The organism is Pseudomonas fluorescens group sp. PF-69 (assembly GCF_054481235.1).
Genome location: NZ_JBTMNC010000001.1, coordinates 147,201 through 164,428, shown reverse-complemented (window position 1 = coordinate 164,428; position 17,228 = coordinate 147,201). Strand labels below are relative to the sequence as shown.

Sequence of the window (17,228 nt, the reverse complement as noted above, 5' to 3'; positions counted from 1 at the left end):
CAAGGGGCCTTTTCGTGAACGCGGGTGAAATCAGCGCTCGAGATCCTTGATTTTGCCTTTGACACCATCCCACTCTTCGGCATCGGGCAACGATTCTTTCTTTTCGGTGATGTTGGGCCAGATTTCAGCCAGCTCAACGTTGAGCTGAATGAACTCCTGCATCTCCTCCGGGACTTCATCTTCGGAGAAGATGGCCACGGCAGGGCATTCTGGTTCGCACAGTGCGCAGTCGATGCACTCATCCGGGTGAATCACCAGGAAATTCGGGCCTTCGTAAAAGCAGTCCACCGGACACACTTCTACGCAGTCGGTGTACTTGCACTTGATGCAGTTGTCGGTGACGACGAAGGTCATTTCTAATTTTCTCCTCAGGCGCGGCTTGCTGCGCCCCTTCACGTGGGGGTCGCAAGGTTCGGGAGCGATAGTCTGCAGGCCAGGCTATAGCCAGCAGCATCCCAAACCGCGCGAGATTCTAACAGCTTGCAAGCCTATGCGTTAGATCCGTGTCTTCAGTGTATAGAGCATTTCGAGTGCACGACGTGGTGTCATGTCGTCCAGATCGAGTTTGGCCAGTTCATCCAGCACGGGATGTGGCAGGCTGGCGAACATATCGCTTTGCTGTGGCGCGGCCGGTTTGCCTTTGACTGGCTTGGGCGCCTCATGAGGCAGAGCGGTATCTTCCAGTCGGCTTAAATGCTCGCGGGCACGCACAATCACTTCGCTTGGCACGCCGGCCAGTTGCGCAACAGCTAGGCCGTAGCTTTGGCTGGCAGGCCCCGGCAGAACGTGGTGCAGGAACACGATGCGCTCGTTGTGCTCGGTGGCATTGAGGTGCACGTTGGCTACCAGCGGTTGGGCTTCCGGCAGGACCGTCAACTCAAAGTAGTGGGTGGCGAACAGCGTATAAGCCCGCAAATGCGCCAGACGCTCCGCTGCAGCCCACGCCAGGGACAGACCGTCGAATGTACTGGTGCCGCGTCCGACTTCGTCCATCAGCACCAGGCTGCGCTCGGTGGCGTTGTGCAGGATGTTGGCGGTTTCGCTCATTTCGACCATGAAGGTCGAGCGCCCGCCGGCCAGGTCATCACTGGAACCTATCCGGGTGAAGATCCGGTCGACCAGGGACAGCTCGCAACTGGCCGCCGGTACGAAGCTGCCGATGTGTGCCAGTAGCACGATCAGCGCGGTTTGCCGCATGTAGGTGGATTTACCGCCCATGTTCGGACCGGTAATCACCAGCATCCGCGTGCTGTCGTCCAGGTTCAGGTCGTTGGCGACGAACGGGGTGGTCAGGACTTGTTCGACCACGGGGTGACGACCCTGAGTGATGCGCATGCACGGCTCGCTGACGAAGCGTGGGCAGTTCAGGTCGAGGTTCAGCGCGCGCTCGGCCAGGTTGCTCAGCACGTCCAGCTCGGCTAGCGCCGCAGCGGTGTCCTGCAGCGGTGGCAACTGTGCGATCAAATCTTCCAGTAGCGCTTCGTAGAGCATTTTTTCCCGGGCAAGGGCTCGGCTCTTGGCCGACAGCGCCTTGTCTTCGAAGGCTTTCAGCTCCGGCGTAATGAAGCGTTCGGCGCCTTTGAGCGTCTGGCGGCGGATGTAGTCAGCCGGTGCTGATTCGGCCTGCTTGCTTGGCAGTTCGATGAAATAACCGTGAATGCGGTTATAGCCAACCTTCAGGTGCGAGAGGCCGGTGCGGGCCTTTTCGCGTGCTTCGAGGTCGATCAGGAACTGCCCGGCGTTCTCGCTCAGCGATTGCAGTTCATCGAGTTCGCTGTCGTAACCGGTCTTCAACACGCCGCCGTCACGGATCACCGCCGGTGGATTGTCGATGATGGCTTTATCCAGCAGCGCCGCCAGTTCCGGGTAGGTGCTGGTGGTCCTGGCCAGTTGAATAATGTGCGGGGCTTCTAGCTCAGTCATCGCCACTTGCAGCGCCGGCAGTGCACCGAGGGCGTCACGCAGGCGTGCGAGATCGCGGGGGCGAGCATTGCGCAGGCCGATTCGCGCGAGAATTCGTTCGATGTCACCGATTTCCTTGAGCTGCGGTTGCAGTTTCTCGAATCGGTAGCCATCGAGCAGACAGGTGATCGACGTCTGGCGAGCCAGCAATACGGTCAGATCACGCAGAGGGCGGTTCAGCCAACGGGTCAGAAGACGACTGCCCATGGCCGTCTGACAACGGTCGACCACCGATTGCAGGGTGTTGTCACGACCACCGGCCAGGTTGGTATCCAGCTCCAGGTTGCGGCGGCTCGCGCCGTCGAGCACGACGGTGTCGTCCAGGCGTTCATGACGCAAGCTGCGCAAGTGAGGCAAGGCGGTGCGTTGGGTTTCTTTCGCGTAAGCCAACAGGCAACCGGCGGCGCCGATGGCCAGGGTCAGGTTTTCGCAACCGAAACCTTTCAGGTCCTGGGTAGCGAATTGTTGGCAAAGACTTTTCAGTGCCGAGTCGCGCTCGAAATCCCACGGCGCGCGGCGACGCACCCCACGGCGTTTTTCGGCCGGCAGGTCTTTGGGCCAGTCATCCGGGATCAGAAGCTCCACCGGATTGACCCGCTCCAGCTCCGCCAGCAGGTTTTCCCAGCCTTTGATTTCCAGCACGCTGAAGTTGCCGCTGGTGATATCCAGCACCGCCAGGCCGAACAGGCGCTCGTCACCCAGTACTGCGGCGATCAGGTTGTCCCGACGCTCGTCCAGCAGCGCCTCGTCGCTCACCGTCCCCGGCGTGATGATCCGCACCACCTGGCGATCCACCGGCCCTTTGCTGGTTGCCGGGTCGCCAACCTGTTCACAGATCACCACCGACTCGCCAAGCTTCACCAGTTTCGCCAAATAGCCTTCGGCCGCGTGGTAAGGAATACCGCACATCGGAATCGCTTGCCCGGCCGACTGTCCGCGGGCAGTGAGGGTGATGTCCAGCAACTTGGCGGCCTTCTTCGCGTCTTCGTAGAAGATCTCGTAGAAGTCGCCCATGCGGTAGAACATCAACTGATCAGGGTGCTGGTTCTTCAGGCGCCAGTACTGCTGCATCATCGGCGTGTGGGAGGACAGGTCGGACAGGGCTTTATTCATCGGGAATCGGAAAACTCATTGAAAGGTGTGGGGCAAAGGTGGGCATCGGCCCGGCTTTTCCGCAATGGGCGCAAGATTAACATGGGCGGTCCGCCGGACGCAGGCACGAACGCCACGCGGCTTGCTTCTGCTAATCTATGCATGAGGCATGCAAATCAGCATTTGTTTTCCATGCAAAGAACAAGCACTATGCACAGTATGCAAAAACGCAACGTTTCTACCGTCTTAAGAGCACTGCTCGACCAGCACGGAATCTCCCCCACGGAGCTTCACCGTCGCACTGGCGTGCCCCAATCCACTCTCTCGCGGATCCTCAGCGGGAAGATTGTCGACCCATCGGATAAACACATCTCGAAGATCGCCGAGTACTTCGCCGTGAGCACCGATCAGTTGCGTGGTCGCGTGGACATCACGCCGACAGCCAGTGCCGGGCGCGGTCGAGCGCATGCTGAACTCAAGGATATAAGTCTGTGGGACGACGATACCCCTGTCGATGACGACGAGGTGTCGGTCCCCTTTCTTCGCGAGGTTGAATTGGCGGCGGGATCGGGAAGATTCGTCATCGAAGAGAGCGAGCGCGCCAGCCTGCGCTTCGGCAAGCGCAGCTTGCGCCATAACGGTGTGCAGTTCGACCAGGCCAAATGCGTGACCGTGCGTGGTAACAGCATGCTGCCGGTACTGCGCGACGGCGCCACGGTTGGGGTCAACGCCGGCAAGTGCGGGATTGGCGACATCGTTGATGGCGACCTCTACGCTATCAACCACAACGGTCAACTGCGGGTGAAACAGCTTTATCGCCTGCCTACCGGAATTCGCCTGCGCAGTTTCAATCGCGATGAGCACCCGGACGAGGACTACAGCTTCCAGGAAATGCAGGAAGAGCAAATCGTCATCCTCGGTCACGTCTTCTGGTGGGGCATGTACGCCCGATAATCTCCCGTCACTGTCAGATAAAACCCGCCATCAGGCGGTTTTTTTTCGCCTGCGCCAAAGGCGCGAACGTCCTTGTTTGCATGAGTGTGAATGCGTTTGTGCATTTTTGTGCGGCTTGAATGCACTTTTACATTGACAGAATATGCATAAATGCATAGATTCGTTCTCAATCCGTACGGTTAATCGGTTCCAGCGAACCTTTTCTGCCTGCGTGATGTAAGACTCGGCAACGGACATGGTTAAGCGCACTTACACCCCCATCAATTACTCCAGGAGGCATGACATGACCATTGAGCCGCAAGCATTGCTGGACATTCCGATCTGGCTGGTCGTTGTCCTTGCGTTGGTGGGTGGGCTGTCCGGTGAAATGTGGCGCGCCGACAAGGATGGCGCACGTGGCTGGACGTTGCTGCGGCGGCTGGCCCTGCGCTCCGGGGCCTGCATGGTCGGCGGGGTATCGGCAATCATGCTGTTATATGCCGCCGGCCTGTCGATCTGGGTCGCAGGCGCCTTCGGTGGCCTCACCGCGATGGCCGGGGCGGACGTGGCGATCGGTCTTTATGAACGCTGGGCGGCCAAGCGGATCGGCGTTTGTGAAATGCCACCCCGAGACTCTCGGCCCGACCAATAATGAATCCCGTCGATAAATAAACAGGAAGTGCTCTGTCAGTCGTCGATGTGATCCTGGCGTCCATGCCAGCGACCGCGGACTGATTGCCTTGCAGGCGTGCCAGGCTTATATCAGAGCGCTCGCGCGCTAACATTTTGATCGATCCTGTAACTTGCAAGCGTGATCCGCTCGTGTACGGTAGGTCTCATTCCGCCTGATCAGGAGATGACTGTGAAAGAAATCACACAGCTGGCCGCCGAGCTCGGTAGACGCTTGCAGGTTCTCAACGCCCATGTCACCGCAGCAGAGTCCTGTACGGGCGGCGGAATTTCCGAGGCGATAACCCGGATACCGGGCAGTTCGGCATGGTTCGAGGCGGGTTACGTCACTTACTCCAACCGTCAGAAGACCCAGCAGTTGAATGTCCCTGCCGAGTTGTTTTCAACGGTGGGGGCGGTCAGTCGAGAGGTCGTCGAAGCCATGGTCCGCGGCGCGCAGGAAAAAAGTCATGCGCGTTTTGCCGTGGCAGTCAGCGGCGTCGCCGGCCCGGACGGCGGTTCGCCAAGTAAGCCGGTCGGCACCGTATGGCTGGCCTGGGGCGTCGGCGAGCAGGTGTTCAGTGAGCTACAGCACTTCCCGGGTAACCGCGACGAAGTTCGCCGACAAACGGTGAAGGCCGCGCTAGAGGGGCTGCTGCGACATGCCGCCGGAGAAATCTCAAATCAGGGGTAGGCGATCCTCGAACGCTGTGGAATAATACTGTCTACTTATACAGGTGTTGGCCGTCAGGCCTTATTGATTACGTGAGGACTTTAATGGACGACAACAAGAAGAAAGCCTTGGCTGCGGCCCTGGGTCAGATCGAACGTCAATTCGGCAAGGGTGCCGTAATGCGTATGGGCGATCAGGACCGTCAGGCGATCCCATCCATTTCCACTGGCTCTCTGGGTCTGGACATCGCACTGGGCATTGGCGGTCTGCCAAAAGGCCGTATTGTTGAAATCTACGGTCCTGAATCTTCCGGTAAAACCACCCTGACCTTGTCCGTGATCGCCCAGGCTCAAAAAGCCGGCGCGACTTGTGCATTCGTCGATGCTGAACACGCTCTCGATCCTGAATACGCCGGCAAGCTGGGTGTCAACGTCGACGACCTGCTGGTTTCCCAGCCGGACACCGGCGAGCAAGCCCTGGAAATCACCGACATGCTGGTGCGTTCCAACGCGGTTGACGTGATCATCGTCGACTCCGTAGCGGCGCTGGTGCCAAAGGCTGAAATCGAAGGCGAAATGGGCGACATGCACGTTGGCCTGCAAGCCCGTCTGATGTCCCAGGCGCTGCGTAAAATCACCGGTAACATCAAGAACGCCAACTGCTTGGTGATCTTCATCAACCAGATCCGTATGAAAATCGGCGTGATGTTCGGCAGCCCGGAAACTACCACCGGTGGTAACGCGCTGAAGTTCTACGCTTCGGTTCGTCTGGATATCCGTCGTACTGGCGCGGTGAAAGAAGGTGATGAAGTCGTCGGTAGCGAGACCCGCGTCAAGGTTGTGAAGAACAAGGTGGCTTCTCCGTTCCGTCAGGCCGAGTTCCAGATTCTTTATGGCAAAGGCATCTACCTCAATGGCGAGATGATCGACTTGGGTGTTCTGCACGGTTTCGTTGAAAAATCCGGTGCCTGGTATGCCTACAACGGCACCAAGATCGGTCAGGGCAAAGCCAACTCGGCCAAGTTCCTGGCGGATAACCCGGAAGTTGCAGCGGCCCTTGAAAAACAACTGCGCGACAAACTGCTGACGCCAGCGCCGGACGTCAAAGCTTCGCCAGTTAAAGAGACTGAAGATGACCTGGCTGACGCTGACATCTGATAAGAACCGATGACCGTCGTACTCGATACTCTCGTCGCGGTGCGGCGAACTGCCATGGACCTGCTCGCACGTCGTGAGCACGGTCGGGTCGAGCTGACGCGTAAGCTGCGTCAGCGCGGCGCTCTCCCCGAAATGATCGAGACAGCACTCGACCGATTGACGGAAGAGGGTTTGTTGTCCGAATCCCGATACCTTGAAAGCTTCGTTGCCTATCGTGCCCGTTCCGGTTATGGCCCTCTGCGTATTCGTGAAGAGCTAAGCCAGCGGGGCCTGCAGCGTAGTGACATTGAACTCGCCTTGCGCGAAAGCGGGATCGACTGGCAAGAGCAGTTGGCTGACACCTGGCAGCGCAAGTTCTCCGGGCATCTACCGATCGATAACCGGGAACGTGCCAAACAAGGCAGGTTCCTGGCGTATCGAGGGTTCTCCATGGAAATGATCGGCCGCTTGTTCAGTGGTCGAGGGATGGACGATTAACTGAAACGGCTCGCTATTTCGATAGCGGGCCGTTTTTTGTGCCTCACGTAACCTTTGATGGCTCACGAGTGTGCTGTTGCACTTGAGGTTGGGGCTGCGCCCAGTTTTCCGGCAGGTTGATGTAGTCCACCAGTTCTCGCAGCCGGCCATGATCACGGGCGTTGAAATTGAAGGCCAATCGCGCCAAGTGGCTGAACTGCGCTTCGTCGTGTTCTTCGCCGCTGTAGACATGTTGATGGAAGTGGTCGCTGAGGCACAGATCGGCAAATGCCACCTGCATGTGTTCGAGCGCCGGGTCACTGAGTGTGTGATTCATGCGAATCAGGAACTGATGCTTGAGCCAGCGGCTGGAGTGGAAGTTGCTGTAGAACTGGTTGATGTGCTCCACCGCTTCATCGACGCAGTAGACCAATTTCACCAGTTTCATGTCGGTGGGCAGGATGTAGCGGTTCTCCACCAATTGCTGATGAATGAAGTCCAGCGCGACCTGCCAGAATTTGCCGCCTGGGGCGTCCAGCAGCACGACCGGTACCAACGGCGTTTTTCCGGTCTGGATCAGTGTCAGTACTTCCAGTGCTTCATCCAGTGTGCCGAAGCCACCCGGGCATAGCACCAGCGCATCGGCTTCCTTGACAAAGAACAGTTTGCGCGTGAAGAAAAAGTGGAAGGGCAGCAGATTGGTGGTGCCGCTGACGGTCGGGTTGGCGTGTTGTTCGAAGGGCAGGGTGATGTTGAAGCCCAGGCTGTGAGCGAGGCCGGCCCCTTCATGGGCTGCGGCCATGATACCGCCACCGGCGCCGGTGATAACCATCAGGTCTGAGCGGGCCAGAGCGGCGCCGAGTTCACGGGCCATTCCGTACAGCGGATGTTCAACCGGGGTGCGGGCCGAACCGAAAACCGTGACTTTACGCCGTCCCTTGAACTGCTCCAGTACGCGGAAGGCCTGCTCCAGTTCGCGCAGGGTTTGAAGGGTGATCTTGGCATTCCAGCGGTTGTGGTCTTCCTGGGCCATGCGCAGCACGGTCAGGATCATGTCGCGATAGATCGGGATGTTCGGGCTGTTGGGAGAAACCAGGTTGAGTTGTTCTTCGACCTTGCTGATGAGGTCGTGGCCGCTTTCTTCAAAATGACGGCTCAAGAGGTCATTCGGTTGGTAAGGCATTCAACTTCTCCTTCTGCACAGAGCCCCCGGCATCGACAACACATTCGCCAATGCCACGACACCTCGTGTGTCGCTGTCTGCCCAGGCCCATGCCTGGGCGATCCACTTGACCCGAATGGTTGTCGGATCATCCATACAGGCTCTGTTTTTTCCTTGGGTGAAAGAAACATTCGCAAAGCTTGGTTCGTAACGGACGGCCCCTTTCCAGCCCTGAAAAATTGAACGTGGCTAACCTGTAATCTAGACCCTCGCGATGATTTGCGCTGTTTTGATCATTGCGCCGTAAAGTCTTTCCTGGCAACCGCTTATTGACGATTTACAAGGTGGTTTCACCACTCGTCTGAAGGCGCGCCCAGGGGGCTGCATTCTGATTAACTGAATGACAGGTGTATCACAACAACTTGGCGTCAAGGGCAGGGCGCACGGTACGAGCGGTTTAAGGATTTGTCGCTCAACAAGAGCGAGGAGCAAGGAGGCGGGAGCCATGGCCAGAGTCATTCTGGAAATAGAGATCGATACGAATTTGTATCGATTGCTGAAGTCGTCAGCCGAGACCCATCATTTGAGTCTCGAAGAGGAGTGCTGTCGACGGCTTGAGGGCGCAGAGCCGCACTCTCGTTACCTGCAGGCGTTGCTGGCGGAGCTGCGCGCCGAAGATGAACAGCGGCGCGCCAAGTCCCACTGATTACTTTTTCTTCTGAGGTGCTTTCGGGCAATCCGATTCCCGGTAGCTGGCCGAGCCGACCGAACGGTTGGACTTCACTTCGGTGAAGTCGTAACGCATGGTTGCGCCTTTGGCCATCAGCTTGCGGTACGACGGGTTGTTGCATACCGAGGCACCGAGTTGGAAATACACGGCTTTTGGATCGGCGCGCATCTTGGTGGCATGGCTGCTTTGCACGCTCAGGTGGTTGATCAATGTCGTTCCTTCGACGGTATAGCCCTGATCAAGAATGTCTTCATTGATAGCCCGTGGAGTACCAACACTGCTTTGCGCGGCGACGTTTTGCAGCTCTTTGTTCAGATTCTGTTCACTCAAGGATGCAGCCTGGGCGCTGAATGACGACGCCAGCAGAATGGCAGCGGTGGGAACGATAAGGCGCAGCATGAAACTCTCCTGATTCAGTGACTGAGTGCTTCGACCAGTCACATGACTGTGCGTTCAGTGGTGGCGAATTATAGGGGAGGTGGTCGGGACGGTACAGGTTTGCGCTCAGCGCTCTGTTAAACTGTCGGCCTTTATTGCCATGCCGAGAGTTGTTCGTGTCAATTTCCCCATTTTGTCGGCGTTGCCTTCGATGAGCCATGCTCCCAACGCCGTAGCCCGGCTGCGCGATCAACGTGAAGAGGAAGGCATCAAGCCGATTCAGGCCCGTGGCTGGCGGGCAACTCGTTGCCGCGATTGTCGTGTAATCGAGAGCCATTGCCTGTGTGCCTGGCGCCCGCAGGTCGAAACCCGCTCCGGCGTTTGCCTGATCATGACCAACAAGGAAGTGTTCAAGCCGAGTAATACCGGCTGGCTTATCGCCGATGTGGTACGGGACAATCACGCGTTTATCTGGTCGCGCACCGAGGTCGACCCAAAGCTGCTGGCATTGCTGTCCGATCCGCAATGGCAGCCTTACCTGGTGTTTCCGGGCGAATACGTCGCGCCTGAGCGTGTAACCCACAGCGTGACGCCCGATAGCACTAGGCGGCCGCTGTTCATATTGCTCGACGCGACCTGGACCGAAGCCCGCAAGATTTTTCGCAAAAGCCCCTACTTCGACACATTGCCGATCCTCAGCCTGCTGCCGGAAAAACTCTCCCGCTATCAGTTGCGTCGCTCTACACGCAGTGAGCATCTGTGCACTGCGGAAGTGGCGGCGTTGTGCCTCGATCTTGCCGGCGATGCGCAGGCAGCGTCGGCGCTGGACGCTTATTTCGACGTCTTCAGCCAGCATTACCTCGACGCCAAGCGGCAGCTTGAAATGAACGTTGAAACGGCGGCGCACGCTGAGTTGATGCCATTCGTGCAGGGTAACGCCGCCTCAATGAGCTAATTGTCGCCCATACTGCAAAGAACTGTCCGGGCCAAGCACCTTGACCACCCCGGCTACGCTGGGCATGCTTGGCGCCGATTGGGGCGCGGCCAAGGTTTGATACGCCATTTTTTCACGTGAGATCCACGTGATTGGCGTTTAGCGTGCCCTGTTGGTGCAGCTCCGTGGCTGCACCTTGAGCTGTTTGAAGAACAGGATGATTTGAAAAATGGCCACATACGAAATCCTGATAGCCGATGACCACCCGCTTTTTCGTTCCGCCTTGCACCAAGCGTTGACCCTGGGTCTTGGCCCGGATGTCCGTCTTGTCGAAGTGGCGAGCATTGCGGAGCTGGAAACCCGTCTGACTGAAAAGGCCGATTGGGATCTTGTACTGCTGGATCTGAACATGCCGGGGGCATACGGTTTTTCCGGGTTGGTGCTGTTGCGCGGTCAGTATCCGCAGATTCCGGTGGTCATGGTCTCGGCCCAGGAAGAGGCTACGATCATGGTCAAGTCCCGTGAATTTGGCGCCAGTGGCTTCATTCCCAAGTCCAGCGACCTGGGCGTGATCCAGAAAGCCGTGCGGGCGGTTCTCGATGGCGATGTTTACTGGCCACCGCAAGCGTTCGAGGCCGTCAGTGTTTCGGAGGAGGCGAAGGCGGCCAGTGAAGGCCTTGCGAGCCTGACGCCGCAGCAGTTTCGCGTGTTGACCATGGTCTGTGAAGGACTGCTGAACAAGCAGATCGCTTACGAACTGAGCGTTTCCGAGGCGACCATCAAAGCCCACGTGACCGCGATTTTCCGTAAACTGAATGTCCGGACCCGAACCCAGGCCGCGTTGCTTCTGCAACAACTTGAGTCAATTCCGAGCCATTAAGAAACAGCGTCTTCACGCTTTTTTGACTTTGGCTAATCTAGCTTCCCCACCTCTTTTTTGGTCAGTTGCATACTCTATGTCACCTTTCAAAGGCCAGACCGGCCTGAAACGCATCCTCAACGCCTCCGGCTATTCCCTTGACGGCCTGCGCGCAGCTTTCACCGGCGAAGCCGCTTTTCGCCAGTTGGTGTTGCTTAACGTCATCCTGATTCCGCTGTCGTTCTTCCTGAATGTCAGCCGTGTCGAGCAGGCATTGCTGATTGCGGTCTGCCTGCTGGCCTTGATAGTCGAGTTGCTCAATTCGGCAGTGGAAGCGGCCATCGACCGCATTTCCCTTGAATTGCACCCGTTGTCGAAAAACGCCAAAGACATGGGCAGTGCCGCGCAATTGGTGGCGTTGAGCATGATCGCGCTGGTGTGGGCCGTGATTCTGCTTTAAGCGATTGTCGGCAGCACGATCTCGTCGCTGCGCTGAACCCCGGCGGTGAAGGCGCGGCAGAGATCGAGAAACTCGCGCATCGCCGACGTCTGGTATTTCTGTTTGTGCCAGATGAAATAGAACTGCCGCGCCAGATCCAGATCCGGTGTCTCCACCGGCACCAGGCTGCCGCGCCGGAATGCGTCCCGTAGCGCCAGTCGCGAGATGCAACCAATCCCCAGGCCAGACTCCACTGCGCGTTTTATCGCTTCGGTGTGTTCCAACTCAAGACGGATGTTGAGCGAACTTCGGTGATGACGCATCGCCTGATCGAAGGTCAATCGCGTGCCCGAGCCTTGTTCGCGCAGAATCCAGGCTTCGTGACTCAACTCATCCATGGTCGCCGTGCCGCGTTTGGCCAAGGGATGCTGTGGTGCGCAAAACACCACCAGCTCATCCTCGACCCAGCTCTGCACTTCGATGTCCGGATGGCTGCAGTCGCCTTCGATTAGACCCAGGTCAATTTCGTAGTGGGCCACTTGTTGCACAATGTTGGCAGTGTTCTGTACGTGCAGCTTTACCTGGCTTTCCGGGTGGCGTTGCATGAAGCTGCCGATCAGCAAAGTGGCCAGGTAATTGCCGATGGTGAGGGTTGCACCCACCGCCAGAGAGCCGAAGCCGGACTTGCCGTTGAGCAGGTCTTCGATTTCCTTGGCCTGATCCAGCAGGGCAACGGCTTGCGGCAGCAGTTGCTTGCCAAGGGCATTGAGGCTCAGGCGTTTGCCGGCGCGGTCGAATAGCTGGCAGCTGCATTGGCGCTCAAGCTCGGTGATCGAGGTGCTCGCCGCCGATTGCGAGAGATTGAGCAGGCCCGCAGCGCGGGACACGCTTTCCTGCTGGGCGACGGCGACAAATACTTGAAGTTGACGGAGAGTAAATCGCATATCGATATAACCGATAACCCTTATCTTAATAATCCATTTAACAGATATTGTCGCTGCCTTTAGAATGCGATGCAATTGCGCGAAGCCAACTCTTTTTCGCAGGGCAGGGCGCAGACAAATCTCCAGGAGTCCCACGTACATGAGCAACATGAACCACGAGCGTGTCCTCAGTGTTCACCACTGGAACGACACTCTGTTCAGCTTCAAGTGCACCCGCGATCCGGGCCTGCGCTTCGAGAACGGTCAGTTCGTGATGATCGGCCTGCAACAGCCCAATGGCCGCCCGCTTATGCGCGCATACTCGATTGCCAGCCCGAACTGGGAAGAGCATCTCGAGTTCTTCAGCATCAAGGTACCTGATGGTCCGCTGACTTCTCAGTTGCAGCATCTGAAGGAAGGCGACGAGATAATCATCAGCAAGAAGCCTACCGGCACGCTGGTGCTGGATGACTTGAAGCCTGGCAAACATCTGTACCTGCTCAGCACCGGTACCGGTCTGGCGCCGTTCATGAGCGTCATTCAGGATCCGGAAACCTACGAGCGTTTCGAAAAAGTGATCCTGTGCCACGGCGTACGTTACGTCAACGAAGTCGCCTACCGCGAATTCATCACCGAGCACTTGCCGCAGAACGAGTTCTTCGGCGAAGCGCTGCGTGAGAAGTTGATCTACTACCCGACCGTGACCCGCGAGCCGTTCGAGAACGAAGGCCGCCTGACCGACCTGATGCGCAGTGGCAAGCTGTTCCGCGACATCGGTCTGCCGCCGATCAACCCGCAGGACGACCGCGCCATGCTGTGCGGCAGCCCGAGCATGCTCGACGAGACCAGCGAAGTGCTGAACAGCTTCGGCCTGAAAGTGTCGCCGCGGATGCGCGAACCGGGTGACTACCTGATCGAGCGTGCGTTCGTCGAGAAGTGACCGTAGGTCACCTGTGGGAGCGAGCCAGCTCGCGATGGAGGTCAACGATAACGCGGGAAGCTTGATACCCCGCGGGTCCTCAGGTTTTTCGCGAGCAGGCTCGCTCCTACTGTAGATTTGCAGCGTATCTGAAAAGCCCGCATGACCTGGTAAGGTCATGCGGGCTTTTTCGTTTCCGGCATTCAGCCTTTTGCAGGAATGACTTCCAGCACGCGGATCAGCTCCGGTGTCGGGTAATGCCAACGCACGTCCAGGTCCCAGAACTGCGCGCCGTACTCCCGTTCCGGTACCGGCGTCTGATAGGCCGGGCGAGGATCTTGCGCCAGGCATTGCTCGATCAGCTCGACCAGGGGCTCCTGAAGGCGCTGAGCGTGCCCGCGGGCCTGTTGCAGGGCAGTGTCCGTCCATTGCACCGGAATCAGCTGTGGCGCGGCGCTGGCGATGGTGTTGGTGGCGCTCTCGATAACGTCGGCATAAGGCACGTAGGGCTTGATGTCGAGAATCGGCGTGCCGTCCAGCAGGTCTATGCCGGATATCCACAAGCGATTGGCTTCGACCTTGTCCAGTTTGACCACGGACTGGCCAATGCCGTTGGGTCGGTGAGTCGCGCGGGTGGCGAACACACCCATGGATTTGTTGCCGCCGAGGCGTGGCGGGCGGACCTTCAGCCGTGGTTTATCTTCCAGGGCTTGATGAAACAGGAACAGCAGCCAGACGTGGCTGACCTGCTCCAAACCCTGCACCGCGTCGCCTTGATCGAATGGCGCCACCAACTCCAGCACGCCGCGTGCGGCCGGGGCCAGTTGCGGCTGGCGCGGGATGGCGAACTTCTCCTTGAAGCAGGAACGCACGAAGCCGATGGGAGAAACGCTGTAGGTCATGGTGTGGGATCGAAGCGGAATGGGGGCGGGAATGATAACCCGATCACCCGGTGCATCGGTGCAGACTGTGAGTCTGCTATCGCGGGCAAGCCACGCTCCCCCTGTTTTTGGAGTGGGCGCGTATTGTGTGTTCGCTCGAGAACCCAGTGGGAGCGTGGTGTGCCCGCGATGGCCACACCGCAAATTTCAGAGACTGAAGCCCCCATCCAGCGGAATAATATTCCCGGTCATGTAAGCCCCTGCCGTACTCGCCAGGCTGATCGCCAGCGCAGCCATCTCTTCCTCCCGACCCCAGCGCTTCATTGGAATCAACGCCGTATCTTCGGCCAATGCCTGCTCATCATTGCCGATGTGCTGGGTCATCTTGCTCGGAAAACGTCCCGGCGCGATCACGTTGACGTTGATGTGCTGGCTCACCAGCTCACGCGCCAGAATGCGGGACAGTTGATGGAGGGCCGCCTTGCTCGGTCCGTAGGCATAGGCTTGTTCACCGAAGGATGAAATTCCTGCAACCGAACCGATGTTGATGATCCGCGCCGGATTCGCCGGTGAGCCGGCCTTGCGCAACAGTGGCAGGAACTGCTGGATACAGTTGAAGACCGACGTCACATTGAGCTGCATGACCTTTTCCCAGCCCTTGACCGGGTAACTCTCCAGTGGCGCGCCCCAGGTCGTACCTGCGTTGTTCACCAGGATATCGAGGTGGCCGATCTGCTCGCTCAAGCGTGCGGCCAGTTGCTGCACGCCTTGTTCCGTGGCCAGGTTGGCGGCGACGGCGTGACAGCGTCCAAGTGCACCGAGCTCATCCGCCGTTTGCAGGCAGGCTTCGGCATCTCGGGCACAGACGTAAACGGTAGCGCCCGCCTCGACATAGGCTTTGGCGATCATTTTGCCGATACCGCGAGTGCCGCCGGTCACCAGTGCGGTGCGGCCTTGCAGGGAAAAGTAGGGGTGCATGGCGATTCCTGAGAACTGAAGGTCTTAACACCCTAGTCGTCAGCCGCGTGAAGCGGAGCCACTATTTTCAAGCGGAATGGAGGGCCATTCGGCCATGTAGGCGCTGGCTTGCCAGCGATGATCGCTAACGATCACGCGGATTGTCTGGATCAACGCGGCGCTCCAGCTCCTACATGGAAAATGAGCCTTATTGCGGGCGTACGCGCAGGGTCAGGCCCTTAAGGAAATTGCGCAGCAACTGGTCGCCGCACGGGCGATAGTTGGTGTGGCCGAACTTGCGGAACAGGGCGCTCAACTCAGGTTTGGACACCGGGAACTCGGCGGCCTTGAGGATCGCGTGCATGTCGTCTTCTTTCAGTTCGAAGGCCACGCGCAGCTTTTTCAGGATGATGTTGTTGGTCACTGGCACTTCGATCGGCTGCGGTGGACGGCTTTCGTCCTTGCCGCGCTTGAAGATCACCAGGCCGTCGAGGAAATGCGCCATGACTTCGTCCGGGCAGCGCACGAAGCCTTCTTCGTCTTCCTCTTTCTTGTCGAGGTAGCTCACCAGGTCGGCCAGGGGCACGTCCATGCCGCCGAGCTTGATGATCTCGATGACTTTCTTGTCGCTGATGTCCAGCATGTAGCGCACGCTGCGCAGTACGTCGTTATGAATCATGTGAGCAATCCTGATAATTCAGCTATGGGCGTCGCAGAACACAGCGACGCCGGAATGTGTGACGGCGCGAGTGTCTTAGAACTTCTCTTTGCCGGTCAGGTAGCGCCATTGCCCCAGGGGCACTTTGCCGATGGACACGCCGCCGATACGGATGCGGCGGATGGCCACGACCTTCAGGCCGACAGCCTGGCAGAACAGGGCGATCACGCCCGGTTGCGGGTTCTTCATGGCGAACCGCAGGCGGTTTTCGTTCTGCCAACTGGCCTTCACCGGTGGCAGCTCCTTGCCCTTGTAGGTCAGGCCGTGCTGCAAGCGATTGAGGCCGTGCTCAACCATGTCGCCCTCGACCTCGACCACGTATTCCTGCTCGATCTTGCTCGCATCGGCGGTGAGTTTGCGCAGGATCTTCCAGTCCTGGGTAAACACCAGCAAGCCGCTGGCATTGGCTTGCAGGTCGGTGCTGGCGGTCAGGCGCAGGAAGTGACCCTTGAGCGGGCGTTTGCCGTAGCGGTGCTCCTCGCTCAGGGTTTCGGCGCTGATGGTCGCCATGGCGGTTTGCGCATCCATGCCGGCGGGCACGTTGAGCAGGAGGGTCACCGGTTCCGGCGCGGTAGCCTTGGCATCCTTGTCGAGTTCGACTTTCTGGTCGCCAACCTTGAATTGCGGTTCATCGATGACTTCGCCGTCGACGGTGACCCAGCCGCCCTCGATGAACAGCTCAGCCTCCCGACGGGAGCAGCCGACGAGTTCGATGAGGCGTTTGGAGAGTCGAATCGGGTCAGTCATGACAAGGCCGTAACAAAAAAGGGGTGGGCATTGTACCTGCCTGGCGCCGGTTAATCCCGGAACCATTTTGCCGCAGGGGCTTTTTGTAGGCGCCAGCTCCTGCCGTCGTTCCGTGTGGTGTCAGCCAAGTCGTGAGTGTTGCTGGTTTTGGCGCATCCGCATATGCAACAACGGATATGGCTGGCCCATGCCGTCGACTTCAGATCGTCCAATGACTTCGAAGCCCTGTTTGAAGTAAAAACCGAGGGCTTGCGGGTTCTGTTCGTTGACGTCCAGTTCATCGGCATTCAGGTGCTCCATGGCGTAGCGCAACAGCTGCTTGCCCAGGCCCTGGCCGCGGTGCGCGGGGTCGATGAAAAGCATTTCGATCTTGCCTGCCGCGACTCCGGCGAATCCGGTAATGCGCTGGCGTGGGTCTTTGGTGCAGATCAGCATGACCGCATCGAGGTAGCGGGTCAGCACCAGGTTTTTCAGCAATTCGATGTAGCTCTCTGGCAGAAAGTCATGGGTAGCCCGTACCGAAGCCTCCCAAACCCGTGTCAGCTCTTCGTAGTCGCTCTGTTTCGGCGTATGGATGACCGAATGTTGGCGCATGCCCGACTGCTCCTTCTATTTTTCAACCGGTTGTAAGGGAAGAGA

Annotated in this window: 20 protein-coding genes; 10 read left to right on the top strand and 10 right to left on the bottom strand. The window is 58.4% G+C overall.

Features of this window, described 5'->3' with window-relative positions:
• Positions 1-30: 30 nt before the first annotated feature.
• Complete coding sequence (gene fdxA / locus ACX3YF_RS00830) at positions 31-354, bottom strand: ferredoxin FdxA (protein WP_007908827.1); 324 nt, start codon at positions 352-354, stop codon at positions 31-33.
• 141 nt (positions 355-495) lie between these two features.
• Entirely contained in the window at positions 496-3,063 is a 2,568-nt protein-coding gene (gene mutS / locus ACX3YF_RS00825; RefSeq protein WP_177329344.1) for a DNA mismatch repair protein MutS, read from the bottom strand.
• A gap of 210 nt (positions 3,064-3,273) precedes the next feature.
• Here mutS and ACX3YF_RS00820 point away from each other — a divergent pair, with 210 nt between their 5' ends.
• From ACX3YF_RS00820 to recX, 5 genes are all read left to right on the top strand, one after another.
• Positions 3,274-4,008 (top strand): LexA family transcriptional regulator, encoded by a 735-nt coding sequence (locus ACX3YF_RS00820; RefSeq protein WP_130211164.1) that lies wholly within the window; start codon positions 3,274-3,276, stop codon positions 4,006-4,008.
• A 283-nt stretch (positions 4,009-4,291) separates the two neighbouring features.
• Complete coding sequence (locus ACX3YF_RS00815) at positions 4,292-4,639, top strand: phage holin family protein (RefSeq protein WP_130211163.1); 348 nt, start codon at positions 4,292-4,294, stop codon at positions 4,637-4,639.
• A gap of 210 nt (positions 4,640-4,849) precedes the next feature.
• A complete protein-coding gene (locus ACX3YF_RS00810; RefSeq protein WP_103403587.1) occupies positions 4,850-5,350 on the top strand; it encodes a CinA family protein in 501 nt (166 codons plus the stop codon).
• An 83-nt stretch (positions 5,351-5,433) separates the two neighbouring features.
• Complete coding sequence (gene recA, locus ACX3YF_RS00805) at positions 5,434-6,486, top strand: recombinase RecA (protein WP_090317008.1); 1,053 nt, start codon at positions 5,434-5,436, stop codon at positions 6,484-6,486.
• 9 nt (positions 6,487-6,495) lie between these two features.
• Positions 6,496-6,963 carry a recombination regulator RecX gene (gene recX / locus ACX3YF_RS00800; protein ID WP_130211162.1) on the top strand — a complete coding sequence of 156 codons (468 nt, stop codon included), beginning with the start codon at positions 6,496-6,498 and terminating at the stop codon, positions 6,961-6,963.
• Positions 6,964-7,006: 43 nt separating this feature from the next.
• Here recX and ACX3YF_RS00795 read toward each other — a convergent pair whose 3' ends face one another.
• Positions 7,007-8,125 carry an LOG family protein gene (locus ACX3YF_RS00795; RefSeq protein ID WP_130211161.1) on the bottom strand — a complete coding sequence of 373 codons (1,119 nt, stop codon included), beginning with the start codon at positions 8,123-8,125 and terminating at the stop codon, positions 7,007-7,009.
• A gap of 484 nt (positions 8,126-8,609) precedes the next feature.
• On the opposite strand from ACX3YF_RS00795, the gene ACX3YF_RS00790 reads away from it, so the two are divergent.
• Positions 8,610-8,810 carry a hypothetical protein gene (locus ACX3YF_RS00790; RefSeq protein WP_047526361.1) on the top strand — a complete coding sequence of 67 codons (201 nt, stop codon included), beginning with the start codon at positions 8,610-8,612 and terminating at the stop codon, positions 8,808-8,810.
• Here ACX3YF_RS00790 and ACX3YF_RS00785 read toward each other — a convergent pair whose 3' ends face one another.
• Positions 8,811-9,233: a PA3611 family quorum-sensing-regulated virulence factor gene (locus tag ACX3YF_RS00785; protein WP_103403584.1), complete on the bottom strand. Its 423-nt coding sequence runs from the start codon at positions 9,231-9,233 to the stop codon at positions 8,811-8,813.
• Positions 9,234-9,423: 190 nt separating this feature from the next.
• Between ACX3YF_RS00785 and ACX3YF_RS00780 the strand changes: the two genes are divergently transcribed.
• The 3 genes from ACX3YF_RS00780 (at position 9,424) to ACX3YF_RS00770 (ending at position 11,465) form a co-directional block, all read left to right on the top strand.
• On the top strand, positions 9,424-10,167 hold the full coding sequence (locus ACX3YF_RS00780; RefSeq protein WP_458946012.1) for a tRNA-uridine aminocarboxypropyltransferase: 744 nt from the start codon (positions 9,424-9,426) through the stop codon (positions 10,165-10,167).
• A 208-nt stretch (positions 10,168-10,375) separates the two neighbouring features.
• Complete coding sequence (erdR, locus tag ACX3YF_RS00775; RefSeq protein WP_103403582.1) at positions 10,376-11,026, top strand: response regulator transcription factor ErdR; 651 nt, start codon at positions 10,376-10,378, stop codon at positions 11,024-11,026.
• Positions 11,027-11,102: 76 nt separating this feature from the next.
• On the top strand, positions 11,103-11,465 hold the full coding sequence (locus tag ACX3YF_RS00770; protein ID WP_008153979.1) for a diacylglycerol kinase: 363 nt from the start codon (positions 11,103-11,105) through the stop codon (positions 11,463-11,465).
• On the opposite strand, the gene ACX3YF_RS00765 is transcribed toward ACX3YF_RS00770, so the two are convergent.
• Positions 11,462-12,388, bottom strand: a complete 927-nt coding sequence (locus tag ACX3YF_RS00765; RefSeq protein ID WP_033047456.1) for a LysR family transcriptional regulator — start codon at positions 12,386-12,388, stop codon at positions 11,462-11,464. The two genes, ACX3YF_RS00770 and ACX3YF_RS00765, sit on opposite strands and share 4 nt — an antisense overlap.
• 139 nt (positions 12,389-12,527) lie before the next feature.
• Here ACX3YF_RS00765 and fpr point away from each other — a divergent pair, with 139 nt between their 5' ends.
• The gene (gene fpr / locus ACX3YF_RS00760; RefSeq protein WP_047526369.1) at positions 12,528-13,307 is read left to right on the top strand and encodes a ferredoxin-NADP reductase; all 780 of its coding nucleotides are present in this window, start codon (positions 12,528-12,530) and stop codon (positions 13,305-13,307) included.
• Positions 13,308-13,489: 182 nt separating this feature from the next.
• On the opposite strand, the gene tsaA is transcribed toward fpr, so the two are convergent.
• The 5 genes from tsaA to ACX3YF_RS00735 form a co-directional block, all read right to left on the bottom strand.
• On the bottom strand, positions 13,490-14,188 hold the full coding sequence (tsaA, locus tag ACX3YF_RS00755; RefSeq protein ID WP_130211158.1) for a tRNA (N6-threonylcarbamoyladenosine(37)-N6)-methyltransferase TrmO: 699 nt from the start codon (positions 14,186-14,188) through the stop codon (positions 13,490-13,492).
• Between the two features lie 186 nt (positions 14,189-14,374).
• Positions 14,375-15,145, bottom strand: coding sequence for an SDR family oxidoreductase (locus ACX3YF_RS00750; RefSeq protein ID WP_130211157.1), 771 nt, complete (start codon positions 15,143-15,145; stop codon positions 14,375-14,377).
• 187 nt (positions 15,146-15,332) lie between these two features.
• The gene (locus tag ACX3YF_RS00745; RefSeq protein WP_090317038.1) at positions 15,333-15,803 is read right to left on the bottom strand and encodes a YehS family protein; all 471 of its coding nucleotides are present in this window, start codon (positions 15,801-15,803) and stop codon (positions 15,333-15,335) included.
• Between the two features lie 75 nt (positions 15,804-15,878).
• Positions 15,879-16,589, bottom strand: a complete 711-nt coding sequence (locus ACX3YF_RS00740; RefSeq protein WP_130211156.1) for an rRNA pseudouridine synthase — start codon at positions 16,587-16,589, stop codon at positions 15,879-15,881.
• A 120-nt stretch (positions 16,590-16,709) separates the two neighbouring features.
• Positions 16,710-17,183 carry a GNAT family N-acetyltransferase gene (locus tag ACX3YF_RS00735; RefSeq protein ID WP_130211155.1) on the bottom strand — a complete coding sequence of 158 codons (474 nt, stop codon included), beginning with the start codon at positions 17,181-17,183 and terminating at the stop codon, positions 16,710-16,712.
• Between the last annotated feature and the right edge of the window lie 45 nt (positions 17,184-17,228).